The following is a 26,625-nucleotide window of genomic DNA, read 5'->3' on the forward strand; positions in this document are numbered from 1 at the left end:
TAATGTATTGAAATAGTGCTTTTGCTTTCATTTTTGCTGTAATATTAGAAAAAGGGTTCTTAATTATTAATATTATTATAGAAGGCATCCCGAATTGCTAAAAATATAATTACTCTTAAAATATATTAGGAAAAATCATCGGGAAGCCAATAAAATCAATGATTTTTTTGTTAAATATCAAACGTTTTATGCGAATTGTGTTAACATTAACAAATTGTTCCGTTAACGATTTGTTTGCTTAGAAAAATTATCAACGCTTAATACCTATATATAACATTTATTTAATTGAAAAAGATTTTACTATTAAGTTGTATTTTGTTACTTTTGTCGCACTTTTATTCTGAAATAAATTCAGAACCAGACAAATTCTATATTATGAACATACACGAATATCAAGGAAAAGAAATTTTAGCGAGTTACGGAGTACGCGTACAACGCGGAATTGTGGCTAACAATGCGGTTGAAGCTGTAGCTGCTGCAAAACAATTAACTGCCGAAACTGGTACAGGATGGCATGTAATAAAAGCACAAATTCACGCAGGTGGTCGTGGAAAAGGTGGTGGAGTTAAGCTGGCTAAAAACTTACAACAAGTTGAAGAGTTAGCAGAACAAATCATCGGAATGCAGTTGATTACACCTCAGACTCCGCCTGAAGGTAAAAAAGTAAATAAGGTATTAGTTGCAGAAGATGTTTACTATCCAGGTGAAAGCGAAACTTCTGAATTTTATGTTTCTGTTTTATTGAATAGAGGTACAGGACGCAACATGATCATGTATTCTACTGAAGGTGGAATGGATATCGAAGAAGTTGCTGAGCACACGCCACATTTAATCTTTACTGAAGAAATCGATCCATCTGTAGGATTGCAAGGTTTCCAAGCTAGAAGAATTGCTTTCAATTTAGGGCTTTCTGGAAACGCTTTCAAAGAAATGGTAAAATTCATCGATGCACTTTACAATGCTTACATTGGTTCTGATGCTTCTATGTTTGAAATCAACCCAGTTTTAAAAACTTCTGATAACAAAATCTTAGCTGTTGACGCTAAAGTTAATATCGACGATAACGCTTTATACAGACAACCTAAATATGCTGAAATGAGAGATATCCGTGAGGAGAATCCAATCGAAGTTGAAGCTAAAGAAGTTGGTCTTAACTATGTTGACCTTGACGGTACTGTAGGATGTATGGTAAACGGAGCTGGTCTTGCAATGGCAACTATGGACTTAATTAAATATGCTGGTTTTGAGCCTGCTAACTTCCTTGACGTAGGAGGAACAGCTGATGCAAAACGTGTTGAAACAGCTTTCAGAATTATCTTGAAAGATCCAAACGTAAAAGCTATCTTAATTAACATCTTTGGAGGTATCGTTCGTTGTGACCGTGTTGCTCAAGGTGTTGTTGACGCTTACAAAAATATGGGAGACGCTATCAATGTGCCAATTATCGTTCGTTTGCAAGGAACAAATGCTGAAATTGCAAAAGAATTAATTGACAACTCTGGTATGCCAATCTTATCTGCAGTTCAATTCCAAGAAGCTGCTGATCAAGTTAAAGCTGCTCTTTCTTAATTAAAATAAGAAATCAATTGATATAGAAAATCCATTCCGAAAGGAGTGGATTTTTTTTTATTATTTAACCCAAAGCACGCAAGGTTTTTTTTCAAGGATTGTGGATACAAACGCAAAGTTCGCAAAGCTATTTCAATAAATACAGTTTTTTTGGTTTATTGTTAAATATAGCCCGTGGTTTCAACCACGGGAACATTTCGCAATATGCGTATTGTGATATGCATGGTTTCAACCGCGTGGATGTTATATATGTATTATGATATGCATTGCGTTCCCGTGGTTGAAACCACGAGTTATATTTGAATTAAATTTGATATTGGCTTTTTTTAAAGCTATTTCAAATACAGTTTTTGGAGTTTATTGTCAACATAGCCCGTGGTTTCAACCACGGGAACATTTCGCAATATGCGTATTGTGATATGCATGGTTTCAACCGCGTGGATGTTATATATGTATTATGATATGCATTGCGTTCCCGTGGTTGAAACCACGAGTTATATTTGAATTAAATTTGATATTGGCTTTTTTTAAAGCTATTTCAATAAAGTTTTTTTTGGGTTTATTGTCAAATATAGCCCGTGGTTTCAACCACGGGAACGTTTCGGAATATACGTATTGTGATATGCATGGTTTCAACCATGGGTGCGCAATGTACGTCACGCAATGCATTTCTGGCGCCCCCGCGGTTGAAGCAACGGACTATATTTTAAAATTAGACCGTAATTAGAATCTTTTTAAAACGCAAAGTTCGCAAAGCTTTATCCGTATAGCTTTGCGAACTTTGCGTTTATATTTAGTCTTTTAAGTAAAAAATCTTGCGCTCCTTGCGGTTAAATCCCTCAATTAAGATTTTTTCTTATTCCCGTTTTTGTAAACCACTTTTTCTACAACAACGGGTTTCCCATTTCCTTTTGGGAATGACTTCTTTTTAGGTTTTCCGGCTGATGAACCTGACTTTGATGGACTTTGGTCTCCTCTATATTTTTCAGAATCTTTTGGGCCAGCTTTAAATTCTGGCCTTTCTTTAGTAGTTTCTCTTTTTGGAATTTCAGCTTTATGTTTGGCTAAAACTTCGTTTGGATTTTTTGGGTTTTCTTTAGTTCCTCTTAAATGAATGACTAATCCGTTTAAGAAGTTACGTAAAACCTGATCACCACATTCCATATAATTTGGATGGTCTTCAGCTCTAAAAAAAGCACCTAATTCTGATTTTGAAATTCTGAAATCTACCAATTCTAAAATTTCAACTATTTGGTCGTCACGGAGCATCAAAGCCACGCGAAGTTTTTTAAGTATATCGTTATTTGTCATCGTTTATTTTTTACAAAGGTAGGATTTATTTTTTTGCCACGAATTCACGAATTAAAACAATTAAACCCACGACTTAATAGTTTTTTACTTATTCGAATTTAAAATGCCAACAATTTTATCCAAATCTTCTTTTAAATGATTAGCTGTAATTACAATTCTATTTAGTGGTTCAGTATCTTTGGTATATCTGAAACTGGCGATAATGATTTTTTCCTCCCTTAGTTTCTCTACAAGTTCATTTGATAAAAGATAAATTAAAGGATAGCTTTTATCAAATTTGACATTGCCATTTTTAACTAGAATAGAATCGATATAATTTAAATTATCCAGCAATTTTTGATGTTGTATTCTATAAATTTCTTTGGCATCAGAAAGTGTTTGTACAAAAGCAGGATTCATTCCCGCGGCACTTGTAAAAGTTTCCCATTCTTTGATTTGATTGATGAAATCAGAGTCTGAAGCAATAACGCCACCAGTTAATCCAAAAGCTTTTCCTAAAGAAGAAACCATGATTTTTCTTTTAAGAGGAAAGGAAACAGAGGAATAAATTCCACAGCCATTTTGGCCTACAATTCCTAACGAATGCGATTCATCAATAACTAATGTGATTTCTTTATTCTTTGAAATTTTTTCTAAAAATGATAAATCGGCTGGATTTGTTTCAAAAGAAGGTACGCCGTCAGTCAAAATTGTTATTTTCTCAAATTTTGAATCTAATAAACGGCCATTTACATTTCCGTCTACGAATATTGGAAGACTATTTTTAGTTTGGATGGCATTATGAGTATCATTTAAATGAAAAAAGCAGTCAGTTTGCGTTTTCAGTAAATCAATAACGAGTTTTCCAGCTAGCATTCCCGAAGAAACAGTAACAGCGCTTTTTGAACCGATGTGAGAAGCTAAAAAAGTTTCGCCTGCATCATAAGCCGATAACTGAATATTGGCAGTTCTGGAGCTTCCGTATGTAGTTCCCCAATTCAAAATATTCTGAACCACCAATTCTTGAAACTTTTTATTTGTCGGAAGTCCTAAATAGGCTGTTCCTCCAAAATACAAATACTCCTTTTGGTCTATTTCAATAATTCGATCTGGAAATTTTTCGACTTTCATTCTATAAAAGTGTTACGCCAGTTCCGTTAAGATCTGAATAACTAATTATGCCATCTTTAATAGTTATGCCAGTTGCAATATCTTCTGCTAAAAGAAGCGCTCCGTCCATATCTACATAATCCAATTGAGGTAGCAAGTGCGCAATAGCAGAAATTCCGACAGTAGATTCAGTCATGCAGCCCACCATTGTTCTTAATCCTAATTTTTTGGCTTCTTCGATCATGCGTTTTCCAGGTGTCAGACCGCCACATTTTACCAATTTTACATTCACACCATGAAAATGATTGAAACACTTGGCTACATCTTCTTCAATAATACAGCTTTCATCGGCAATTACAGGAAGAACAGAATGCTTGAAAACTTCTTTATGGCCTTCCCAATTGTCTGCTTTCATTGGCTGTTCTAAGAATTCAACGCCTAGCTTTTTTAATTCAACCGCATTATTTATCGTTTCTTCAACAGTCCAGCCACAGTTGGCATCAATCCTAAAAATGGCATTAGTGTGTTTTCGAAGCGCTTTTACAATTTCGATGTCTTCCTTTGTCCCTAATTTTATTTTGTAAATCGGCCATGGAAGCTCCTGCATTTTAGAAACCATTTTGTCAATAGAAGCAATTCCGATAGTATAATCTGTCATCGGATTTCTCTCAGTGGTGTAATTCCACAATTCGTAAAGTTTTTTGCCTTTTTTGCGGGCAAACAAATCATTGTAGGCGAGATCTAAAGCACATAAAGCAAACATATCGTCTTTTAAATACGGATGGATTTTTGCCCAGAAAGCATCAGGAGTTTCATTTTCAGTATTTTCAATAATGCTTCTGATTTTTTCCAAATCCTGCATCATCATTGGAACGGTAGTGTTGTAATACGGATTTGAAGTTGCTTCTCCAAAACCAGAAAAACCTTCACTTTGCAATTCGACAATTAACGAAGGCTGAAAATCAATAGATTCTCTCGAAATGGTAAAAGTGTGTTTTAGTTTCAGATTGTATTCTCTTAAAATTAGTTTCATTAGTATGCGATGTTTTTGTTTTTTTTAATTAATAGCCTAGCCAAAGCAACGCCTCTACAAAATAGTCGCGCCACAATTTTTCATTATGTTCGCCGCCCTTTACAATTTTGGTTTTATCGAGATGGAGGCAATAGCAGCGTTTTGTATCTAGTAAACGTTTCATTTTGGTTAAATCTTTTACCATATCGTCACTTTCTTTATCTCCGCACAGAAAATAGATTTTAGTTTTAATTTTAGGCTGTTTTTCTGCGAAAGCATAAATGTCATTTGAAAACCAAAATGATGGTGAAAAAACACCTGCTTTGCCAAAAGTTTCAGGATATTTTAAAGCGCCATAAAAAGAAACCAATCCGCCGAGAGAGCTTCCGAAAAGGATCGTACTTTTAGCTTTTGTTTTGGTTCTGTAATTTTTGTCGATGTATGGTTTTAATGTTTTTACAATAAATTCAAGATAATTATCAGCATTTCCGCCACCATATTTTTCATTTTTAAACGGAGTCAGTTCGTCAATGCGTTTTTCATTTCCGTGTTCGATTCCTATAACAATTATTTGGGCTTTTAAGCTGTCCAGCTTTTCATCAACATTCCACTCGCCAGAATAAGAAGTTTTGGCATCAAACAGATTTTGAGCGTCGTGCATATAAATGACACTATATTTTTTCTGAATGTTTTTAGAATAATTTTCCGGAAGATAAATCCAGATTTTTTTTGAAGTATTCAGCTGTGGCGCTTCAATCGTAAAAGTCGATACGTTTTTTGAAGCGGTGCTTTGTGCTTTGCCAATAAGAGTAGACAGAAGTAAAATTGCCAAGAAAATCCTCTTCATTATCCGTGTTTTGTATTTTTATTTAAAAGCAATATTTTAGCTAAAAATAATAAATTGATGAATACAGAAGCAGAAAAAAGAAGTTTACTTTTAGAAATGATTACGCTCGCCACTGTAGACGGACATTTGCACAAACGAGAGCTGGAATTTTTAAGACTTGTAGCTGTAGAGTTGAATATTAGCGAAGAAGAATTTCAGGATTTATTTCATCAGGAAACAAAATCACTGCCGATACCATCTGAGATTCAGCGCATCAACCAGTTTTACAGATTGGCTCTCCTAATGCATTGCGACGGTGTTTTGCACGAAAGAGAATTTCAAGCCATTCAACAGATTGCTTTACAAATGGGATTGAACCTATCTGCTGTAAAACGTGTTTTAGAAATGATGAAAAAATCTCCCAATACAGTAATCAATCCAATAGTATTGCTAGAAATTTTTAAGGAACAGCATAATTAAGCCAGCTGTTCCTGGAGTTTTTTAATTTCGTCACGAAGTTTAGCTGCTTGCAAAAAGTCTAATTCTTTGGCGGCTTTTTCCATTGTTTTGCGCTTTTCGCGAATCATTTTTTCTAATTCTGTTTTAGAAAGATAAGCCGTTTCTGGCTCAGCAGCAACAGGAATTGGATGTCCTAATTCGTATTCTACCAATGGGTTTTTGGTAAACGCGCTTTCGATTTTTTTGTTTAAGGCCTGAGGGACGATATTGTTTTCTACGTTGAAATTAATCTGTTTGGTTCGTCTGTAGTTGGTTTCATCAATTGTTCTTTGCATACTCGCTGTAATTTTGTCGGCATACATAATTGCTTTACCATTTAAGTTTCTAGCCGCACGGCCAATTGTCTGAGTTAAAGATCTGTGATTACGCAAGAAACCTTCTTTGTCGGCATCTAAAATGGCAACAAGAGAAACTTCTGGCAAATCTAGACCTTCACGTAGCAAGTTTACTCCAATTAAAACATCAAAAAGACCTTTTCGTAAATCCTGCATGATTTCGATACGTTCTAAAGTATCTACCTCAGAATGGATGTAACGGCATCTAATGCTTACTTTGGTTAGATATTTGGCCAATTCTTCGGCCATTCTTTTAGTTAAAGTGGTTACTAAAACCCTTTCATCCAATTCGCAGCGAACCTGAATTTCTTCAATTAAATCATCAATTTGATTTAAACTTGGGCGAACTTCAATTTCAGGATCTAATAATCCAGTTGGACGAATAATCTGTTCTACATAAATTCCGTCTGATTTTTGCAATTCGTAATCAGCAGGAGTTGCAGAAACATAAATTACCTGATTTTGCAAGGCTTCAAATTCTTCAAATTTCAAAGGGCGGTTGTCCATTGCGGCAGGTAATCTAAAACCGTATTCCACCAAATTTTCTTTACGGCTGCGGTCACCTCCGTACATGGCGTGTACTTGTGAAACGGTTACGTGACTTTCGTCGACAACCATTAAATAATCGCTTGGAAAATAATCCAACAAGCAGAAAGGTCTTGTTCCGGCTTCACGTCCGTCAAGGTAACGCGAATAGTTTTCAATTCCAGAGCAATAACCTAATTCTCGAATCATTTCTAAATCGAAATTGGTTCTTTCTTCCAGACGTTTCGCTTCGAGATGTTTCCCTATTTCTTTAAAATAATCAACCTGTTTGACCAAATCTTGCTGAATCTGCCAAATCGCACCTTGCAAAACCTCTGGGGAAGTCACAAACATATTGGCGGGATAAATCGTTAATCGCTGAAATTTTTCTATTACTTGAGAGGTTTTGGCGTCAAACGATTCGATTTCTTCAATTTCATCTCCAAAAAAATGTATTCGATACGCATCGTCTGCATAACTCGGGTAAACTTCAACCGTATCTCCTTTGATTCGGAAAGTACCTGGGTTAAAATCGGCCTCGGTTCTCGCATATAAACTTTGCACTAGACTGTGCAATAATTTGGTTCTCGAAATAACCTGATCTCTTTTGATTTCAATTACATTTTTCTGAAACTCAACAGGATTTCCAATACCATACAAACAAGAAACAGAAGCTACAACCAGCACATCACGGCGTCCAGAAAGCAGAGAAGAGGTAGTACTCAAACGCATTTTCTCGAGTTCTTCATTGATAGATAAATCTTTCTCAATAAAAACGCCAGTCACGGGCATAAAGGCTTCTGGCTGATAATAGTCGTAGTAAGAAACGAAATATTCAACAGCGTTATTAGGGAAAAACTGCTTGAATTCTGAATACAATTGTGCTGCTAAAGTTTTGTTATGAGCCAAAACTAAAGTGGGTCTTTGCACTTCTTGAATCACATTGGCAACGGTAAATGTTTTTCCCGAGCCTGTAACTCCCAACAAAGTTTGGTATTTATCTCCGTCGATTACACCTTGCGCTAACTTTTCTATCGCCTGCGGCTGATCGCCTTTTGGACTATATTCTGAAGAAACTTGGAATTTCATTTGCGTACACTGAAAATTTGGTTTTGTAAAGATACGAAGTTTGAGTGCTATTTTTAGATGGAAAGCAATATTCAAAAAAAAAACCGCCAGCAAATGAATGCTGACGGTTTTTTTTAAATTAACTAAAACTGAATTTGTTAGAAGCTAAAGTTTAATCTTGCAAAGATAAAACGGCCGTTTTGACCAAACTGCGATACATTTCTTGAATATACAAATTGATTTTGGTTTGATAAATCTATAGCCGTTGCAGCTGGTGCATAAGTAATGTTTCCGTTTGAATCAACACCAGTAGCTCTTTTAGCCATTTGCGGCCCCAAGTTTTTATCTGGATAAATATCAAAAATATTGTTGGCGCCAACTACAATTTTTGTACTGGCAGTAATTTTGAAGCCAACAGACATATCAGTGATAATTTTAGCGCCCCAAATAGGATGCTCATTTTCTACAGCTTTGCCATTTACTATAGTTGCACCAACATAACCATCACCATTTACGTCAGCAACGTTTGGATCTGTAACAGCTCCAAAATAGACATTTCTTAAAAAGAAGTCGAATTTTTTATAAGACAGATTGTTGGTCAGGTTTACTTTTACTCTTGGTATAGCTTCTTCTAAATAAATTCTAGAAGTTTCAGAGTAGTAAGTGTTTACTTGTCCAGCTGCTTCTAAAATAGGAGAGGCATGAATATTGCCAACCTTATGTGTTCTTGAAAAAGTGCCTGATAAATCATTTTTTAAAGTCAGATTTTCATTCAAATTAAGTTTGTTGGTAATTACAACATCAAAACCTTTAGATTCAGTATCAATTGCATTGGCAAAGAAATTTGCTGCAGTTGCACCTGCCTGATCGTACAATGGTTTTGTTTCAGGTGTCGGCGTAAATTGATCTGTAAGCACAACTCTGTCGTTTATCCTTATGAAATAGGCATCAGCTGTGATCGTAATATTGGCGGCTGGGATTTTGGCTGTAAATCCAGCGCTTACACTTTTAGATTCTTCTTGTTTTAATTTAGGAATTCCTAATAGTTTTGCTATTTCAGAATCATTGCTAAAAGTTCCTACTTCAAAAGGAACTCCTCCTGTAAATTGAGTAGCAGTTGATTCGTAATAAATCTGGTGTAAAGACGGTGCTCTAAATCCAGTTGAAAAAGCACCGCGTAAATTTACATTATTGCTAAGTTTGTAACGGCTTGCCAGTTTAAAAGTAGTGGTACTTCCAAAATCAGAATAGTTTTCAAAACGAACCGCACCATTTAGCAGCCATTTATCGGTAACATCTAATTCTAAATCGGTATATAAGGCGTAACTGTGTCTGGACTCATTTTTTGCATTTTGTGCTCTGTAACCAGGAAAAACTTGTGCTCCTCCAGGTCTGGCAGCTCCAAAGAAATCTGTCACTCTTATGTTTGAAGGAGTTGTCGCAGTAACGATATTTCCGTTAATATCATATTGGCTGTAAGAATCAGGTGAGCCAGCATTAATCCCGAACATTTCATAACGCGATTCTGCTCCAAAAGCTACGTTTAAAGCATTGAATTTTTTGCTCAAATCAAGGTTTGTTGTATTTTGTGCAAAACGTAATCCTCCTGCGTCAAATTTGGTAGGAGAAGCTTCTCTTAAGGAAGCATTCACAGTATTTTCTATGTTATAATCGAAAGCATTTTGCCCGTATGTATTGCTCAGGTCAAATTTCCAATCTTTAAAAATAGTACCTTTAATTCCTGCAGCTGCAGAAATGTCATTAATTGTTGAGTGTATTTCTGGCAAGAAACCGTTAAGATACAAACCAGTGTATGATCTTGCCTGATTTGGTCTTCTGTAAAAACCAGCAGATTCACCTTGTCTGTAACTGGTGCCACCAAATACATAAGCTTCTAATTTATCGTTTATTGGATAGGCAGCATTCAGAAAGAATTGCACACTTTCAAATGAAGATTGGCCGACTCTCATGTTGAAATCTTTTCGCTGAAGGTTTCTGTAAGCAAGTTCTCCATCAGTAGCGTCAAAATTTAAAGCCGTCTGCATTTGCGGAATTGTTGTTGCATTGCTAATAGCGGCTTGCTGTGCGCTTGTGAAATAATTTATTTTTGGGGCATATCCTTTGATTAAACTAAGAATCTGAGCCGAATTTGGCGTGTTGTTAATGTTGCCAAATAAAGAATTGATGTTTATTCCGTCCTGAAAAGCTCTTTGTTCAATAGCATTGTAAGCATTGTAAATCGTGCCAGTGGCATCATTGGCTCTACTTGTTGCGTCACGCAGTTGCAGGCTTCCGGTTACGTTAATAAAACTTTTTTCTTTGCCTAAATTTGTTCCGTAATTTAGATCCAACTGGTAATGGTTACCATCATTTCCTCCTGTATGGTTGTTGGCATTTCTAGAGAAATTACTTCCTGAAAAGAGATTGATGTCCAGTTTTTTAGTGTCTTTTTTTACATTAAGATTGATTACTCCTGCAATGGCATCCGATCCGTATTGAGCAGCAGCGCCATCTCTCAATACTTCAATTTTTTCAAGGGCAAAAGACGGAATGGCATTTAAATCGGTTCCTACTGATCCTCTTCCGGGAGTTCCGTTTACATTGACCAATGATGAGGTGTGTCTTCTTTTGCCGTTTAATAAAACTAAAACCTGATCTGGCCCTAAGCCTCTCAATTGGGCAGGATCAAGGTGGTCTGTTCCGTCGGCTACCGTTTGAGTATTTGAAGTAAACGATGGAGCAACCATATTTAAAATCTGATTTAAATTGGTTTGCGGACCTTGCGTCGCAATATCTTTCATTCCAATAACATCTATAGGAACTGCTGATTCTGTCACGGTTCTAGCAGGATTTCGTGACCCGATAACAACAATATCTTCTAGTGCTTCTGCATTTCCTGCAGATAAAGTAATGTTTAAAATTGGTCCATTGACAGTTGCGGTTTTAGTCTTTAATCCAACATATGAAAATTGCAAAACATCTCCAGCTTGAGCTGCGATAGCGTAATTTCCTTCTATATCGGTAACCGTACTTTTTTTAGTGCCTACGACCAAGACTGTAACTCCTGGCAAAGGAGCTCCAGATTCATCGACAATTTTTCCTTTTACGAGATCAGTTTGCTTTTGATTCGTTAGAATTGTGTTTTTTTTGTATGAATTTGCAATAAGGCCATTACTGTTTAATATAATAACGGCGAGGGCAAATGGAGAAAGTAACATTTTTTTGAAGTGTAAAGACACTCCATTTTTAAATAAATCCTTTTTCATAAATTTTGGTTTGTATTAATTGAGTATTAGTATGAAAAACAAAAACAACTTAAATAGCCCTTTGCAGGCTAGAATAAGTTATTTGAAGGATTTTAAATTGATCTGGAAAGTTTTATAATTAAGAATCTAATTATAGGATGGGCTTTCTGCGCACTACTTTCAACTGAGCAAGTCGTACATCAGAACCCTGCGGTATTTTAATTTCCCCAAAAAACTGAGAAATAGAAAATGATATTCAGTGGTAAATATATATAATTATGTATTACAATTCTTACTTTAAAGTAAAAAAATATAATTTTTTTTCGTAATTTTTTATTTAATAAAGATTACTTAAGCTAAAAATTTGAATATTTTACAGTCAGTTTTTAGTGTTTCAGAAAGTTAATAATCGCATCGTTAGTGATTTTTGATTGGTCGATGCTTAAAAAATGACCTGCATCTTTAATTTTAACTGTGTCGATTTTTGAAACGTATTTTTTTGCTCGTTCCAGGCTTTCATCTGAATTGATGACATCTTGGTCGCCAATTAAAACCAACATAGGATTTTGAATCGATTTTAATTCAGCATCTGAAAAAGGCTTCATTTTTAGCATACTCGAATTTGATTTAGCATACTTATTGGCTAAATAAAATTGTCTTTTATAAATAGGACTGATTTTTTCAGGATGCGTTGAAAAGGCTTTCAAAGTTTTTTCGAATTTCTTTTCACTTGGAAAAAGTTTTAAAAGCAGAGCAGAAGATGTTTTTCTGGGTTTATCTATAAATTTGAAAGTCTGCGCTGGACTCAATAAAACAATTTTGTCCATCGGATTGTTTTTTTGTGTTGCCAGAAGAGTCGCAATCCAACCACCTCTAGAAGCGCCGATGACATCGAATTTCTTCAATTTGTAATGCTTGAATATTTCATTGTAATAAATGGCAATTTCGTTTGATGAGAGCGGTTTTGCTGTCAAATTAGATTTGTTGGGTTCCATGATAAAATCGATGGCATAAACGCGATGGTTTTTGGCTAAAGCTTGAATATTGGGATACCACATGGTAGAACTGGCATCCATCCCGTGGAGTAAAACCAAATCTTTTTCGTTTTTTGGTCCAGCTATTACAACATGAGCTGTGCCGAAACTGGTTTTTACATCTTCTTCGGTATAAGGAATGTTCCAAAGTTGTAAAGCTTTATCGTAAGCTGTTTGATATGCTGTTTCTTCACTTTTGGTTTTAAAAACGTAATCTTCAAATTTTGTTTTTTTTGAAGCACAGCTTGCCACTAAAAAAAGTGCAATGGCCAATCGGGAATATAGTTTTAACATAGAGTATAAAATTCAATTTTCAGCTTAAAGTTACACGTCGAGTAGGCAAAAAACGTATCAGAATTTTATTTTAAAATATTATAATTTTAAGATTTTTCATTTTTGGAAGTCAGATAGTAAATCTGCACAAAAGCTAAAATGGCATTTGGAATAATTACTGGCCAAAGCCACTGATTGAAATCTCTGTAATCATTTAGGAAGATGCCATAAATGACAAAACAGATGCAGCCAAACATATTAATAAATCGGATTGTTCTAAGGTTTTTCAGCAAGAAGCCACCAACAATAAATACCGATGCGAGATAACCAATATATTCTGCCATGATCTTGATTTTAAATTGTTTACAATAAATATAGCAAAAGTAAATTGTAAAATCAAGGTTTTAGGGTTGGAAATGAGCGTGTTAAAAGAAATGTTTCTGTGAATTTGGGTTTTCAAAAAAACTCCATACCACAATTCGGCTGTTTTTTTGTCCTTGAGACATTTCGATTGTTTTTACCAAAGCAGCATTTACTTTCTTTAAAGTTTTGTAAATCGAAGAGAGATTTTCTTTTTTAGAAACTAAAGTAGTAAACCATAAAACCTGCGAAGGATATTTGGTGCTTTCGTAAATCATTTGTGTGATGAACCCGATTTCGCCGCCGTTGCACCATAATTCTGCATTTTGTCCGCCAAAGTTTAAAACTGGATTTGCACTTTTTTTATCTTTCGGATTAAGATTGGAAATTTTTCTAGCGCTGCTTTTGTTCGCTTCTTGGGCTGAGGCATGAAAAGGCGGATTGCAAATTGTGAAAGTGAAACGATCTTCGGGCGTGATGATGTTTTTGAAAATAAATCGAGGTTCGGTCTGCTGCTGTAAGCTGATGGAATCGATTAGTTTTGGATTGGCTTCAATAATTTTAGTGCAATTTTCTATTGAATTTTTGTCAATGTCTGTTCCGACAAAACTCCAATTGTAAATCGCATTCCCTAATATCGGATAGATCATATTTGAACCCGTTCCGATATCTAATCCCAAAACATAACTGGTTTCAGGAATTTGGCCATTATGGCTTTCTGCCAACAAATCGGCGATATAATGGATGTAATCTGCACGTCCGGGGATGGGCGGGCAAAGGTAATTTTTTGGAATTTCCCAGTTTTGAATGTCGTAATACGTTTGCAGTAAAGCTTTGTTTAATGTTTTTACAGCAGAAGGATTGCTGAAATCGATGGTTTCTATTCCGTATTTGTTGATGGAAACAAAATCGTTTAATTCAGGACAAGTCGAAATTAGTTTTTCAAAATCATATCGGTTTCGATGAAGATTTCTTGGATGTAAATTGCCTTTTTCAGAATTATCGTTTGCTTTCATTTTCATTGATTTCGACTGCAAAGATAGGTAAGAAAGTGTTGTTTTGAAAATGAGTTCCCTGGCCCAAATGGAAGCGGCATCCTTTTTCTGGCTTTTTTAGCCAGGAAAAGATACAGCATCCCGAAGCTTCGGGAGCAGGAAATAGCTTCTAATCAAAACATTCCATTAAAAGCAAATCGCCTTCACGATGCGTTATGGTTACGATTCCATCTTTTTCAACTGAGTTGCTGCTTCCGGTTCTGTAGCCCATTGTGAGCGTATCGTCGTTTAGTTCGTATTTCAAGTTTGTTGAAGAAATTCCGTTTACGACACCAATAGGAATAAGCGAAATTGGCGTATTTGCTGTGTACCATTTCTCAAATTTTGTTGGCAGCAAGAATATTTTAGAATGATCATCGAGAATTACAATTTTGAGCAAATCTCGGTAGCGAACAATTTGAGTAAGATTGGTGATGGTATGATCGGCGCGTTTTCCTGTTGCCCAAACTACATTTGCTGCAGGAATTTTTCTTTCGATAAGATAATCAAAAGCTTTCTCCAAATCGGTTTTGTCTTGATCTGGCGTATGGACAATTTCTATAGGGAATTGCGATTTGTAGATTTCAGGATCAAATCCGCGGTCAAAATCGCCCAAAAGGACATCTACTTTTATGCCTAATTCAATCACTCTTTCAATAGCCGAATCTAAAACCACAACCAAAGGAGACCATTCTAGCAATTGTCCTAATAATTCGGGATCGCAGGCTGCGCCATTTGCAATGATTAAAGCAGGTTCCTGATCGTCGCGAACGATGTGATGTGATGACATAAGAGTTTTTTTAATGTGGTGCAAAGGTACGCTTTAGATTTCTGATTTTAGATTTTTTCAGAAGTCTAATAAACGGCGATGATAATTGATTTGCCCTAAATGGTAAGCCAAATGTGTTGAAAGATGGATTAAAAAGAAACCTGTAGGCATTTCTTTTTCAAAAACAATTTGCGGGTAAATGGCCTCTAAATCAGCTTCGGTTAGACTGTCAAGGGCGTTGTTTACAACTGAAATGGTGTCTTCAATTTTCTGAATTAATTCTGATTTTGGAATATCTTTCAATGAAAATTCTAAAAGACGATTTCGCACATAACCTGTTTTGCCTATTTCTGCGCCAATGTAAGTGTTTAAATTCCCGATTAAATGCAGGCACAGATTTCCAGAAGAATTTGAAATGTTTTTATCAATTGCCCAAATTTGTTTTTCATTTTGATACAATCCAATTTCCTCTTTTAGTTTGTTTAAATCTCGGTTGTATAGTGTTTTTAGCGATTCTAGTATCATAATCTTAGCTTCTATTTTTTATAGGAATCCAGATTTCTTCTTCAGAGGCTGGATCGTCTTTTTTGTATTTTTCATTCATGACAGCAAAATGCGGTCTGTTGTCTACGGTATATTCAGAATTTGGGAGCCATTCTGCAAAAATATAATGATAGGTTTTATGTCCTTCTGAAGCCGGACCCAAATGAAGAAAAACAGCATATAGGCCATCTGGAACAATTAGAGTTTGCATTCCTTCTGGAACATTTTCATAATCTGCAACTTCTACAGCAGCCCATTTTTTGAAAGGCTTGTTAGGATCAAAATTATCAAAATGATTTTCGGGATAAACTTCCAAGGAATATAAATTAGCGCCAATTGCGTTTTTTATTTCTTTTCGGTTTGGCATAAAACCGTTCCATAATTGAAAAGTCTTATTCTCAATAAATGACATTTCTATAAAATGCCCAAGGAGTTTTTTTTCGGTTAAATTTCTTATTATTGGCTGCATAGTTACTTGATTTTGTATTTTTTAGTGCTGGTTTCGCTTAGAGAAAAATATCCCAGCGGATAATTGTCTTTATTGGTTACATTAATCATATTTCCTTTTACGGTTGCAGGCGGAGACTGAAATGGCCCTCCGACAGAGCTTCCGGCAATGCTGACCAAAATATTCATATAATTATAGTACTGTTTTGAAATGCCGTAGTGGGTAATTTCAATTTCATTTCCAATCTGCAGATCTTCATCATCCGAAAGGCTGAAAAATTCATTACCGTTGAAAAATTTATCCTCGTCGACATAGAACGTAGATTTGATTTTATTAGAATATAGATATTTGTATAAATAATAATTAGTGGCATCGGCAGGATCATCGTAAAACGCTTTTATTTCAATGTCTTTTCCTGTAAAACCGCCTTGATTATTTTGTTCGATTCGGGTAATGGGAGCTACAGATTTTAAAGTTTCGGTTCCGATATATCTATTTCCTCTGCTAATTACAGTCAATGTATATTGTTCGTCAATAATCGGTTTGAAATTATTGCACACATATTGGCCAGTCTTTTTAATTTCGATAAAATTAAATCTTTCTTTATGGCTGTCTTCTATATAAATAATTGCGCCCGAAACAGTTGGAATTACATTTTCAAAGTAACCAGTTGTTGTAGTCAGCTTTATGGTCTGGTCAGTTCCTTTTGTTCCTTTTTCCCAATTGATGGAAGCTTCAATTACTAATTTTGGATCTGCTGTATCTAATTCCACATCAACAACTTCTTCGCAGCCAGCAAAAAGTAAAGTGGTGAAGAATAGGATTAAAAAAACTAATTTTTTCATAGCTAAATTTTTAGTTTTCACTGATTTTTAGAATTTGAAATTATAACTAACCGCTGGTACAATTCCGAATATAGACGTTTTTATGGCTTCATTGGCCCCTGTATCAACATTTTGGCGAAAGTTGATCGAAGCCGCATTCATACGATTGTAAACATTATAAATACTGAAAACCCATTCGCCTTTCCAGTTTCTGTCTTTATTGCTTCTAGGTGTCAAAGTTGCAGAAATATCCAAATGGTGATAAGCAGGAAGCCTGTTTTCATTTCGCAACCCGTAGCTTGGCACTGTGATTCCTAAATACTCGTATTGGCCATTCGGATACGTGACCGGCTGTCCAGACTGCAAAGCAAAGTTAGCGCCAAAAGACCATTTTTCGTTTAAGTTGTATGCAGATGTAATGGCAAGATTATGAGTTTTGTCATAAGCCGAAGCATACCATTGGCCGTTATTAATTCCTGTTTCCTCTGGAGTTCTGCCTGGAGTCTGCTGTTCTGATCTGGAAAGGGTATACGAAATCCATCCGTTAAATTTGCCCTTGTTTTTCTTTATCATTAGCTCCAAACCATACGAGCGCATATGACCGTTTAAAATGACCTGCTCGATAGCATTATTGGCAATCAAATCGGCTCCATCGATATAATCTAATCTGTTTTTTACTTTTTTATAAAAGGTTTCGACTTCTAAAGAATAAGCATCATTATAAATATTTCTAAAATACCCCACGGCAACCTGATCGGCAAGCTGCGGTTTGATGTAATTGTCGCTAGGCATCCAAACATCAAGAGGAGTAGGAGAAGAGGTATTAGAGATTAATTGAAGGTATTGCGCCATTCTATTATAACTCGCTTTTATGGCTTGATCTTCATTTAATTGGTAAGAAATAGAAAAACGCGGTTCAAAATTACCATAACTCTGAATGACTTTATTTTTTCCAAAATATTGAGTTGAGGTTGGCGTTCCTTTTTCGTAAATCTGCATATCGCTATTAAAAACTACTGGCTGATTATTATCGTAATAATTTATAGTCGATGCTCCCAATCGATAAAATAAGCTGTAGCGCAACCCGTATGCGATGGTGATTTTTTTAGAAAGCTGACTTTCTGCATCCAAATAAATGGAAGGTTCAAAAGCATATTTTTTATCTAATTGATCCGGATTAATGCCAGAATCTTCTCCTGTCGGTTTTATGGTTCCGGGATTAAAATCGTAATAAATTCCGTTTACGCCATAATTCAGTTTTAATTTATCAGAAAGATAATGTTTGAAATCATATTTGATGTTGTAGTTTTTGATTCCCGAATCCCATATGAATCCAACAAAATCAAGATCTAGACCATAATAATAATCGCTGTAAATTAAAGAGAGATTGGAAAATAATTTATTAGAATACAAATGATTCCATCTCAGGTTTAAAGTCGAATTTCCGTAAGTATTGGTAAAGCTTTTGTTTAATCTGAAAACGTCGCGGCCAAAATAACCTGAGAGATATAAACTATTATTATCGTTGAGTTTGTAGTTGAGTTTGGTATTTAAATCATAAAAATAGGCAGAGTTATTTTTATTTTCTTCAGATAGTTTTAAAAAAAGATGGGCATAAGATGCTCGTCCTCCGATTAGAAAAGAACCTTTGTCTTTTACAATTGGGCCTTCAGCCAATAAACGGCTGGAAATTAATCCGATGCCGCCATTCATATGAAAGTCTTTACTGCTGCCGTCTTTTTGGTAGATTTCTAAAACAGAAGAAGCTCTCCCGCCATAACGGGCAGGAATTCCTCCTTTATACAATTTTAAATCTTTGATGGCATCAGGATTAAAAACGGAAAAGAATCCGAAAACGTGAGACGAATTAAAAATCGTAGCTTCGTCCAAAAGAATCAGATTCTGGTCGGCACCGCCTCCGCGGACATTAAATCCCGAAGCGCCTTCGCCTGCGTTGGTAACTCCAGGAAGCAATAAAATAGATTTCAAAACGTCAACTTCTCCTAAAACAACAGGCATTTTTTTTATGGTTGTAATAGAAAGTTTATTGACGCTCATTTCTGGCGATTTGACATTTATTTTGCCTTTGTTTTCTGTAATGACAACTTCTTGAAGTTCTTCGCCATTGCCTTCGCTGATAGAGAAGTTGCTTTTTGTATTCTGATTTAGGGCAATATGTTTTTGAATACTTTGGTAGCCGATGTAACTGATTTCAATTTCATATTCGCCTTTTGGAGCAGAAAGCGAGTAAAATCCATACTCGTTTGTTGTGGTCCCGATTTTTAAAGAAGGGATGTAAATATTGACACCAATTAAGGTTTCGTTGTTTTTGCTGTCGCTGATAGTTCCGCTTAGAGTAAATTTTTCCTGCGCAAATGAGGTGAGAATCGTTAAAATAAATAGAAAAAATGTGCAGGTATTTTTTGTAATCATTATATTGATTTTGATTTACATAGTTAACAAATTCTTGCTAAATATTCTTACGGAACTTTTGTTAAACATAAGTTAAGATAAAAAAAGGACAACCTTGCGAGTTGTCCTTTTTGTCTATTTAGAAATACAGCTGTATTCTGAATTATTTGATTTTAGCAACAATAGCGTTGAAAGTTTCGCTTGGACGCATTGCTTTGCTTACCAATTCTGGAGTTGGCTGGTAGTAGCCTCCAATGTTTTGCGGTTTTCCTTGAGCACCAATTAATTCAGCATCTATTTTAGCTTCGTTAGCTTCAAATTCAGCAGCAATTGGAGTAAAGATCGCTTTCAATTCAGCATCTTTAGTTTGAGCAGCCAAAGCTTGAGCCCAGTAGAATGCTAAATAGAAGTGAGAACCACGGTTGTCAATCTGACCAACTTTACGAGCTGGAGATTTATCATTTGCCAAGAATTTATCGTTAGCTTGATCTAAAGTTTCAGATAAAACAATTGCTTTAGAGTTGTCTAAAGTTTGTCCTAAATGCTCTAAAGAAGCGCCAAGAGCTAAAAACTCTCCAAGAGAATCCCAACGTAAATATCCTTCTTCTGTAAATTGCTCAACGTGTTTTGGAGCAGAACCTCCAGCACCAGTTTCGAACAATCCACCACCGTTCATTAACGGAACGATAGAAAGCATCTTAGCAGAAGTTCCAAGTTCTAAGATTGGGAATAAATCTGTTAAATAGTCACGTAAAACGTTTCCTGTTACAGAAATTGTATCTAAACCTTTGATAATTCTGTCTAAAGTAAATTCTGTAGCAGCAACTGGGTTTAAAATACGGATATCCAAGTTTGTAGTATCGTAATCTTTAAGGTATTTTTGAACTTTTACGATCAATTCTCTGTCGTGTGCTCTGTTTTCGTCTAACCAGAAAACAGCAGGAGTGCTAGACAAACGAGCTCTGTTTACAGCCAATTTGACCCAGTCCTGAATAGGAGCATCTTTTGCTTGGCACATTCTGAAAATATCGTTTGTTTCAACATTTTGTTCCATTAAAACATTTCCGTTTGCATCCACAACACGTACAACACCATCACCTTTAATTTGGAAAGTTTTGTCGTGAGATCCGTATTCTTCAGCTTTTTGAGCCATTAATCCAACGTTAGGAACGCTTCCCATTGTTTTTGGGTCAAAAGCACCGTGTTTTTTACAGAAATCGATAGTAGCTGTATAAACTCCAGCATAAGATCTGTCTGGAATAACTGCGAATGTATCTTGTGCTTTTCCTTCTTTGTTCCACATTTGTCCAGAAGTACGAATCATTGCCGGCATAGAAGCATCAACAATTACGTCAGAAGGAACGTGTAAGTTTGTAATTCCTTTATCAGAATTAACCATTGCTAAAGCTGGTCCGTTAGCGATTGCCTGATCGATCGCAGCTTCAACTTCTGCCTGCTCAGGTCTTCCAGCAATTTTAGCGTAGATATCACCTAAACCGTTTCTTGTGTCAACGTTTAATTCAGCAAATAAAGAAGCGTATTTTTTGAAAACATCTGCAAAATATACTTCAACGATAGCGCCAAAGATAATTGGATCAGAAACTTTCATCATTGTAGCTTTTAAGTGCACAGAAAGTAAAACTCCTGCAGCTTTAGCTTCAGCAATTACATCAGCAGCAAAAGCTTTCAATTTGCTTACGCTTAAAACAGAACTGTCAATAATTTCTCCCGCTTTTAATGGAGTGCTTGCTTTAAGAACAGTTGTAGTTCCGTCTTTAGCAACAAATTCGATTTTTACATCATTAGCCTCGTTTACAGTCAAAGATTTTTCACTTCCGTAAAAATCGCCGCCTGACATAGAAGCCACTTTAGTTTTTGAGTCAGCAGACCAAGCACCCATTGAGTGCGGATTTGCTTTTGCAAAGTTTTTAACTGCTCTTGGAGCTCTACGGTCAGAGTTTCCTTCACGTAAAACTGGGTTTACAGCAGAGCCTAATACTTTTGCATATTTTGCTTTAATTTCCTTTTCAGCATCATTTTGAGGATCTTCTGGGAAATTTGGTACATTGTATCCGTGTGATTGCAATTCAGCAATTGCCGCTTTTAATTGCGGTACAGATGCTGAAATGTTTGGTAATTTAATAATGTTTGCTTCTGGCTGAGTTGCTAATTGGCCTAGTTCTGCCAACGCATCTCCCGTTTTTTGAGCATCTGTCAAAGAATCAGGGAAGTTTGATAAAATTCTTCCTGCCAGCGAAATATCTCTGGTTTCGATTTCAATTCCAGCTGTTGCTGTAAAAGCTTGAACAATTGGTAAAAGAGAGTAAGTTGCCAATAGAGGCGCCTCATCAGTTAAGGTGTAAAAAATTTTTGATTTATTCATTTTCTTTTTTTTTTATAATCGTATCGTCAGGAGTTAACGATGTAAAAGATATATTCGGCTCAAAATGAGCGGAGCAAATATAATAAAATCACAACGAAATCGGTTGAGTTTTGAAGAGAAATGATGAAATTAACAGATTGTTATTTCGAGCTCATTAAATTGCTAAATCGATGATTTTGATATTAAAAAATTACAGTTTTGTTAGCGGTGAAATTGGAACATAAAAAAAACTCGTTTCAAACGATATGAAACGAGTTTTTTATAACATCTCCGCGTAAATTATTATAAAAATATTAAACTATTTACTGATTTCTTTTTCAATAAAATCTTTGTACTTTTTTAGATTAGAAATTGAATCATTTTTTAATTCACGCTTATATTCAAATTGTGGAAATTTATTAGGATGACCTTTGATAAATTGGGAGTTAAATATAGCCCTTGTTTTTAATACTTTCAATTTTTTTATTGAATCAAGATCTTTAGATAGGGTGAAACTTGTATTTTTCATTTTGTTTGAATAATATACAATTACGGTATCTGGATAGCTTAGATCTACTTTGGTTTTGCATTTATATTTTTCTATTAATTTATAGCCATTTTGGTCTTTTTTAGAGCTAATCAATTGCATAATTGAAGGAAAGTAAAAAGTTTGATTATAGTATGCTTTTTTACTCAGAATGGAATCAGTTCTGGCTTTTTTACCGCTTTTCGCATTTAAGGAGTCATAATAGTAGCCATATTTTTCTTTTTCTTTAAGCAAAAAGTATCTGTTGATTACTTTTCTTTCAATAATTGCTGTATCGTTTTGAACAGTGTGAATATCTTCAAATTCGTATAATGCGTAATTTTTGTAATTAATAACAGCAACGCTATCAAGTATTGTCACATAATTTGTATCAGATCTAAAAACAGGAAGGCTAGCGCATAGATAGGTTTTGGTAATTTCATCTTTTGACATACATGATAGAGAAATTGACAAAAAGATAAAGAATCCAAAAATGTATAGTAACATTTTTGAATTCAGAGTTTTAGATGTATTAGTCATTGATTGAAAAACTTTTGGAAGCGTCATAATTTAGTTCTTTTGAAAAAGATATACCACAAAAAGAACCTGAAAAATTAACATTGAAATTCAAATACATTGCATAATTATATAATCCTAAAGGTTTCGGCAGAGCGGATACTAATGAGGAAGATACTTCACCACCAATTACAGTTCCTTCTTTGTAAAGAGTATTATGTGTCAAACTTACCCATTGCCATTGCAATGAAGGATTACTATTTGCGACTTTTTGGTGTATGCCTGTTTCACTAGAATTTATTGTAAATCCTGGTCCTTTGAAAACTATCCATTTATAAATTTTTTTTCTTGTTGTGCTGTTTTCTTCTTTAATTGTTGATTCTAATAATTCTGAGGTTGGGTAAGAAGAAGAGATAAGTTCTTCAATACTTTTTTCACATGGGGTTGGTTCTGGATTAGGATTGTCGCCATAACCACCTGATCCTCCACCATTATCGCCACCACCACCTTGGTCAGGACACGAGATTAAATAGATTACATCAAAACTACCGTCATCATAAGTTTTAACTAGATAAAGACAAGTTTGTTCTTCAAGTTTCGTTTTGTTGCTTGTTGAAGTTATAGATTTTTTTGAAATTGTACAATAAGAATCTATCTTATCATCAATATTTAAAACAGTTACAGTGCCTTCAAAATCTGTTTTTATGTTGTAAAAATTAAATTTTTCATCTGTAACGTCAAAATTTTCTTTTTCACTTGTGATTAAAACATGCGATAGTTTGTATGTAAGTTTACTGTCTTTAATAAACATCAATCTATTGTAAGATTTAATTATTTTATCTCCTTTTTTTATTTCTGTATTATTGTTTAAAGTAATAGGAACCTCTACAACCTTCCCTTTGCTACCATCAGTTATTATGGCTTGATTCCAATCAATTTGTTTAGTATAATTCAGAATTGTTAATTTTGGATTATTTTTTTCAAACCAATTTTTTGCTTCAATAACCGCTGGGTCGGCATTAGATTGGATTGTACTTTCATTTTCACAATTTGAAAAAATAATTGAAAAAAGTAATAAACATAAAAATTTAATGGTTTTTTTGGTTTTCATAGTGTTAATACTGTTAAAAGTTTGTTAATGACTACGAATGTAAGTAAAATTTTATGATTTAAATTTATTATTGAAAAAAAATTTCAGTTCAAGATAAATAAAGCGGTAGAGAGAACTTTCTAGAGAGTTTCCATAAGTTTTAAAACAAAAAAAGTCCCAAATCTGAAATATCAGTTTGGGACTTTTGTACCTTAGAAAAAATAAATTATCTTCTTTTATCTTTAATCTTAGCTTTTTTACCAGTAAGTTGTCTGAAGTAGAAAATTCTAGCTCTACGTACAGCACCTTTCTTGTTCACTTCGATTTTTTGTAAAGCTGGTAAGTTTACTGGGAAGATACGCTCAACACCAACAGATCCAGACATTTTACGGATAGTAAAAGTTTCTGTAACACCAGAACCTCTTCTTTGAATAACAACTCCTTTAAAAAACTGAGTTCTTGTTTTTTCACCCTCTTTAATTTCGTAGAAAACAGTGATTGTGTCTCCAGCTCCGAAATCTGGGAAATCTTTTTTAGCAACGAATTCGTCTTGAACGAATTTTAATAAATCTGCCATGATAATTATAAATTATGGTTTTATATTAGAGCAACATTCACGGATCTCGCCAGAGGTTGGTCAAATTCGGGTGCAAATGTAAAAAATAATTATAAATTATGAGTTATAAATTGTAAATTATTTTAACTATTTGATAAATTGATTGTTAAGTTTTTTCTGCTGCAATTCTAAGGCTTTAATTTCTTTTGTTTCGGAGAGTGTAAAACGAGAAAAAACAACCTGAAACCTGATCCCGAAGCTTCGGGAGAAACTTGAAACCTGAAACCTGAAACTTGAAACTTTTTTACTTCGGCTGCTGCTGTGTAACGCAATGAATCATTCCTCCATTTGCGTATAAATTACGGACATCAATGCCGATTACTTTTCTGGTCGGATACAAACTTTGGATCAGCTGGTTGGCTACCGAGTCATTTGGGTCATTATAATTAGGAACAAGGACTACAGAGTTTCCAATATAAAAGTTAACATAAGAGCCTTTGTATCCTAGTTTTTTGCCATACGTTGTTACAACATTATTTTTGGATAATGGCAGTTTTAAGAAAGTATAATTTTTGCCGTTTTTGTCTTTTGAATTGTATAAGGCCGTGATGTCATGCTGAGGAACTTCCCAATACAGCAAATCATTTTCATTCATGGTTACAATTGTATTTTTGTTGCCAAAACGTGCAAACCCGTCAATGTGCATATCTGTGATTTCTCTTCCTGCTTTGCCATCCAGCCATATAAAATGAGTTACGCCAAGGTATTTTTTAAAATTTGCTTCGGCTTGTTGCTGCGTCATTGAAGGATTACGATTCGAATTTAATATTGAGCTTTTGGTCGCCATTAAAGTGCCGTTTCCGTCTATTTCTATAGCTCCGCCCTCATTAATCATGATATTGTTTAAGTCTAGAACCGTAACTTTTTGGTCTGTCCCGATTTGGGACGGAATCGTATTGCAGTTCTGAAAAGCGGCTTTTTTGCCCCAGCCATTAAAACCCCAATCCTGTATGACTAGCTGATTGTTTTTGTCTTTTACATAAATTGGTCCATTGTCTCTCACCCAAACGTCATCAGTTTTATATATTTTAAATGCAATCGAAGACAATGAAACTCCTGATTCTTGCAATAAAATTTCAATTCTCTCTTTTTCTGTGGCATCATAGGCAACAATAAAAACTTTTTCGCTTTGTATTAAGGATTTCGTCATAGCGACCCACGTGGCGTCCAAATCATTTCTATAATCAATGCCGTATTGATATTGATGAGGCCATTGCAGCCAAGTGCCTTTATGCGGAGCCGATTCTTCGGGCATCGTATATATAACTTCAGTATCTTTTAATTCGTCTGTAATTGTGTTTATCTCATCTCCTTGGCAAGAAGAAAGAAGAGGAAATAATATTAATATTAGAAAGTTTTTTTTCATGTTAATTGGTTTAATTTTAAATATCTAATGTCATTTTGTACCGATAACTTGACAGAACAAATGTATTTCTAAAGCGCAATTGTAAAGTTGTCCAAAATGGACAAATTAAATGAGAGGAATAAAAATGGCGGTAAGATATTCGGCAGGACTGACACTATTGGAGTCATTTTTTATATACTGTTCAATAACAGGTAAATGAGATATTTCAATATCATTATTGAGAAACCACCCTCCAAAGATTTGCTGATACGTTTCTTCTAAAGTTTCGTAACTGCCATGATGAAAAAAACGAGCATATTTGCCTCCGAAAAGTTTTTTTACAGGAAGATTTTTAACGACTGCCTTGGTGACAATGCAAGCTTCGTAAGTGCATTTTGATTTTTCTGTAATTACAATGTCATCTGTAATAATGCCAAAGAAATCAGAAATAGGTTCTGTAATTTCATTTTCTAGCAGAGCGTCCCATAGGTTTTCTATTTCAGGATTAATGTAGAAGGTCTTGCAGCTCGAATAGTAAGCTGTTATTTCGGGGATAAAAGCAATTTCGGGTTCTAAGGCAGAAGAAATGGTTTGTTGCTCATGAAAATCATGCAACAGCAATTCTTTTTGATTTCGTGCTTTAGAAGGTGGACAGTTAAAATGCTTTTTGAAGGTTTTGGAAAATGACTGTACATCTGCAAAGCCAACTTCAAGAGCAATATCTGAAATTTGTTTGTTGGAATACAAAAGCTTTTTATATCCGTTTTCTACTTTCAGCCGAGTCTGATAGGCGCCTATTGTTTCCTGAAATAAAGAATAAAAAACGCGCTGTAAATTTCTGTACGAGTAACTGGAAATATCTTCAAGATTATCTATTGAGATCATTTGATTGTAATGCGTCTCAATATAATTTCGGGTATTATAAATGCGTTTTAGGTTAAAATCATTCATTTTTATCCAGTTTTAGGGTCTCA

At 34.9% G+C, this 26,625-nt stretch carries 22 protein-coding genes; 2 read left to right on the forward strand and 20 right to left on the reverse strand.

All coding sequences use genetic code 11. The features are described from left to right. Positions 1-375: 375 nt before the first annotated feature. Entirely contained in the window at positions 376-1,569 is a 1,194-nt protein-coding gene (gene sucC / locus N4T20_RS10840; RefSeq protein ID WP_091131042.1) for an ADP-forming succinate--CoA ligase subunit beta, read from the forward strand. A gap of 843 nt (positions 1,570-2,412) precedes the next feature. Here sucC and N4T20_RS10845 read toward each other — a convergent pair. From N4T20_RS10845 to N4T20_RS10860, 4 genes are all read right to left on the reverse strand, one after another. Next, complete coding sequence (locus N4T20_RS10845) at positions 2,413-2,880, reverse strand: DUF1456 family protein (RefSeq protein WP_260673015.1); 468 nt, start codon at positions 2,878-2,880, stop codon at positions 2,413-2,415. A gap of 84 nt (positions 2,881-2,964) precedes the next feature. Further along, positions 2,965-3,990 (reverse strand): aminotransferase class I/II-fold pyridoxal phosphate-dependent enzyme, encoded by a 1,026-nt coding sequence (locus N4T20_RS10850; protein WP_260673016.1) that lies wholly within the window; start codon positions 3,988-3,990, stop codon positions 2,965-2,967. Position 3,991: 1 nt separating this feature from the next. Next, on the reverse strand, positions 3,992-5,002 hold the full coding sequence (locus N4T20_RS10855; protein WP_260673017.1) for a dipeptide epimerase: 1,011 nt from the start codon (positions 5,000-5,002) through the stop codon (positions 3,992-3,994). A gap of 28 nt (positions 5,003-5,030) precedes the next feature. Beyond that, positions 5,031-5,828, reverse strand: coding sequence for an alpha/beta hydrolase (locus tag N4T20_RS10860; protein WP_260673018.1), 798 nt, complete (start codon positions 5,826-5,828; stop codon positions 5,031-5,033). A gap of 57 nt (positions 5,829-5,885) precedes the next feature. Here N4T20_RS10860 and N4T20_RS10865 point away from each other — a divergent pair, with 57 nt between their 5' ends. Then, positions 5,886-6,287 (forward strand): TerB family tellurite resistance protein, encoded by a 402-nt coding sequence (locus N4T20_RS10865; RefSeq protein ID WP_260673019.1) that lies wholly within the window; start codon positions 5,886-5,888, stop codon positions 6,285-6,287. Here the strand turns inward: N4T20_RS10865 and uvrB are convergent. From uvrB to N4T20_RS10945, 16 genes are all read right to left on the reverse strand, one after another. Then, positions 6,284-8,275: an excinuclease ABC subunit UvrB gene (gene uvrB / locus N4T20_RS10870; RefSeq protein ID WP_260673020.1), complete on the reverse strand. Its 1,992-nt coding sequence runs from the start codon at positions 8,273-8,275 to the stop codon at positions 6,284-6,286. The two genes, N4T20_RS10865 and uvrB, sit on opposite strands and share 4 nt — an antisense overlap. Before the next feature lie 137 nt (positions 8,276-8,412). After that, positions 8,413-11,520 (reverse strand): TonB-dependent receptor, encoded by a 3,108-nt coding sequence (locus N4T20_RS10875; RefSeq protein WP_260673021.1) that lies wholly within the window; start codon positions 11,518-11,520, stop codon positions 8,413-8,415. 365 nt (positions 11,521-11,885) lie between these two features. Then, positions 11,886-12,827, reverse strand: a complete 942-nt coding sequence (locus tag N4T20_RS10880) for an alpha/beta fold hydrolase (RefSeq protein WP_260673022.1) — start codon at positions 12,825-12,827, stop codon at positions 11,886-11,888. Between the two features lie 86 nt (positions 12,828-12,913). After that, a complete protein-coding gene (locus N4T20_RS10885) occupies positions 12,914-13,150 on the reverse strand; it encodes a uroporphyrinogen decarboxylase (RefSeq protein ID WP_260673023.1) in 237 nt (78 codons plus the stop codon). 81 nt (positions 13,151-13,231) lie between these two features. Next, on the reverse strand, positions 13,232-14,182 hold the full coding sequence (rlmF, locus tag N4T20_RS10890; protein ID WP_260673024.1) for a 23S rRNA (adenine(1618)-N(6))-methyltransferase RlmF: 951 nt from the start codon (positions 14,180-14,182) through the stop codon (positions 13,232-13,234). Between the two features lie 148 nt (positions 14,183-14,330). After that, the gene (locus tag N4T20_RS10895) at positions 14,331-14,990 is read right to left on the reverse strand and encodes a thiamine diphosphokinase (RefSeq protein ID WP_260673025.1); all 660 of its coding nucleotides are present in this window, start codon (positions 14,988-14,990) and stop codon (positions 14,331-14,333) included. Positions 14,991-15,047: 57 nt separating this feature from the next. After that, positions 15,048-15,494, reverse strand: coding sequence for a DinB family protein (locus N4T20_RS10900; RefSeq protein ID WP_260673026.1), 447 nt, complete (start codon positions 15,492-15,494; stop codon positions 15,048-15,050). A gap of 4 nt (positions 15,495-15,498) precedes the next feature. Continuing rightward, positions 15,499-15,981 carry a GyrI-like domain-containing protein gene (locus N4T20_RS10905; RefSeq protein WP_260673027.1) on the reverse strand — a complete coding sequence of 161 codons (483 nt, stop codon included), beginning with the start codon at positions 15,979-15,981 and terminating at the stop codon, positions 15,499-15,501. 2 nt (positions 15,982-15,983) lie between these two features. After that, positions 15,984-16,805 (reverse strand): DUF4249 domain-containing protein, encoded by an 822-nt coding sequence (locus N4T20_RS10910; protein WP_260673028.1) that lies wholly within the window; start codon positions 16,803-16,805, stop codon positions 15,984-15,986. 27 nt (positions 16,806-16,832) lie between these two features. Then, the gene (locus N4T20_RS10915) at positions 16,833-19,217 is read right to left on the reverse strand and encodes a TonB-dependent receptor (protein ID WP_260673029.1); all 2,385 of its coding nucleotides are present in this window, start codon (positions 19,215-19,217) and stop codon (positions 16,833-16,835) included. 142 nt (positions 19,218-19,359) lie between these two features. Then, positions 19,360-21,579, reverse strand: a complete 2,220-nt coding sequence (locus N4T20_RS10920) for an NADP-dependent isocitrate dehydrogenase (protein ID WP_260673030.1) — start codon at positions 21,577-21,579, stop codon at positions 19,360-19,362. Positions 21,580-21,877: 298 nt separating this feature from the next. Then, positions 21,878-22,537 carry a hypothetical protein gene (locus N4T20_RS10925; RefSeq protein ID WP_260673031.1) on the reverse strand — a complete coding sequence of 220 codons (660 nt, stop codon included), beginning with the start codon at positions 22,535-22,537 and terminating at the stop codon, positions 21,878-21,880. A gap of 79 nt (positions 22,538-22,616) precedes the next feature. After that, positions 22,617-23,711, reverse strand: a complete 1,095-nt coding sequence (locus N4T20_RS10930; protein ID WP_260673032.1) for a hypothetical protein — start codon at positions 23,709-23,711, stop codon at positions 22,617-22,619. 205 nt (positions 23,712-23,916) lie between these two features. Beyond that, positions 23,917-24,267 (reverse strand): 50S ribosomal protein L19, encoded by a 351-nt coding sequence (gene rplS, locus N4T20_RS10935; protein WP_008462155.1) that lies wholly within the window; start codon positions 24,265-24,267, stop codon positions 23,917-23,919. Positions 24,268-24,550: 283 nt separating this feature from the next. After that, positions 24,551-25,672: an agmatine/peptidylarginine deiminase gene (locus N4T20_RS10940; RefSeq protein WP_260673033.1), complete on the reverse strand. Its 1,122-nt coding sequence runs from the start codon at positions 25,670-25,672 to the stop codon at positions 24,551-24,553. Between the two features lie 105 nt (positions 25,673-25,777). Next, positions 25,778-26,602, reverse strand: a complete 825-nt coding sequence (locus tag N4T20_RS10945; RefSeq protein ID WP_260673034.1) for a GyrI-like domain-containing protein — start codon at positions 26,600-26,602, stop codon at positions 25,778-25,780. Positions 26,603-26,625: the final 23 nt, after the last annotated feature.

This window comes from Flavobacterium sp. TR2 (genome assembly GCF_025252405.1).
In the GTDB taxonomy this organism is placed as follows: Bacteria; Bacteroidota; Bacteroidia; order Flavobacteriales; family Flavobacteriaceae; genus Flavobacterium.

Coding starts and splice junctions, on each gene's coding strand:
- sucC (WP_091131042.1), top strand. CDS start 376: ATGAACATACACGAATATCAAGGAAAAGAAATTTTAGCGAGTTACGGA.
- N4T20_RS10845 (WP_260673015.1), bottom strand. CDS start 2,880: ATGACAAATAACGATATACTTAAAAAACTTCGCGTGGCTTTGATGCTC.
- N4T20_RS10850 (WP_260673016.1), bottom strand. CDS start 3,990: ATGAAAGTCGAAAAATTTCCAGATCGAATTATTGAAATAGACCAAAAG.
- N4T20_RS10855 (WP_260673017.1), bottom strand. CDS start 5,002: ATGAAACTAATTTTAAGAGAATACAATCTGAAACTAAAACACACTTTT.
- N4T20_RS10860 (WP_260673018.1), bottom strand. CDS start 5,828: ATGAAGAGGATTTTCTTGGCAATTTTACTTCTGTCTACTCTTATTGGC.
- N4T20_RS10865 (WP_260673019.1), top strand. CDS start 5,886: ATGAATACAGAAGCAGAAAAAAGAAGTTTACTTTTAGAAATGATTACG.
- uvrB (WP_260673020.1), bottom strand. CDS start 8,275: ATGAAATTCCAAGTTTCTTCAGAATATAGTCCAAAAGGCGATCAGCCG.
- N4T20_RS10875 (WP_260673021.1), bottom strand. CDS start 11,520: ATGAAAAAGGATTTATTTAAAAATGGAGTGTCTTTACACTTCAAAAAA.
- N4T20_RS10880 (WP_260673022.1), bottom strand. CDS start 12,827: ATGTTAAAACTATATTCCCGATTGGCCATTGCACTTTTTTTAGTGGCA.
- N4T20_RS10885 (WP_260673023.1), bottom strand. CDS start 13,150: ATGGCAGAATATATTGGTTATCTCGCATCGGTATTTATTGTTGGTGGC.
- rlmF (WP_260673024.1), bottom strand. CDS start 14,182: ATGAAAGCAAACGATAATTCTGAAAAAGGCAATTTACATCCAAGAAAT.
- N4T20_RS10895 (WP_260673025.1), bottom strand. CDS start 14,990: ATGTCATCACATCACATCGTTCGCGACGATCAGGAACCTGCTTTAATC.
- N4T20_RS10900 (WP_260673026.1), bottom strand. CDS start 15,494: ATGATACTAGAATCGCTAAAAACACTATACAACCGAGATTTAAACAAA.
- N4T20_RS10905 (WP_260673027.1), bottom strand. CDS start 15,981: ATGCAGCCAATAATAAGAAATTTAACCGAAAAAAAACTCCTTGGGCAT.
- N4T20_RS10910 (WP_260673028.1), bottom strand. CDS start 16,805: ATGAAAAAATTAGTTTTTTTAATCCTATTCTTCACCACTTTACTTTTT.
- N4T20_RS10915 (WP_260673029.1), bottom strand. CDS start 19,217: ATGATTACAAAAAATACCTGCACATTTTTTCTATTTATTTTAACGATT.
- N4T20_RS10920 (WP_260673030.1), bottom strand. CDS start 21,579: ATGAATAAATCAAAAATTTTTTACACCTTAACTGATGAGGCGCCTCTA.
- N4T20_RS10925 (WP_260673031.1), bottom strand. CDS start 22,537: ATGTCAAAAGATGAAATTACCAAAACCTATCTATGCGCTAGCCTTCCT.
- N4T20_RS10930 (WP_260673032.1), bottom strand. CDS start 23,711: ATGAAAACCAAAAAAACCATTAAATTTTTATGTTTATTACTTTTTTCA.
- rplS (WP_008462155.1), bottom strand. CDS start 24,267: ATGGCAGATTTATTAAAATTCGTTCAAGACGAATTCGTTGCTAAAAAA.
- N4T20_RS10940 (WP_260673033.1), bottom strand. CDS start 25,672: ATGAAAAAAAACTTTCTAATATTAATATTATTTCCTCTTCTTTCTTCT.
- N4T20_RS10945 (WP_260673034.1), bottom strand. CDS start 26,602: ATGAATGATTTTAACCTAAAACGCATTTATAATACCCGAAATTATATT.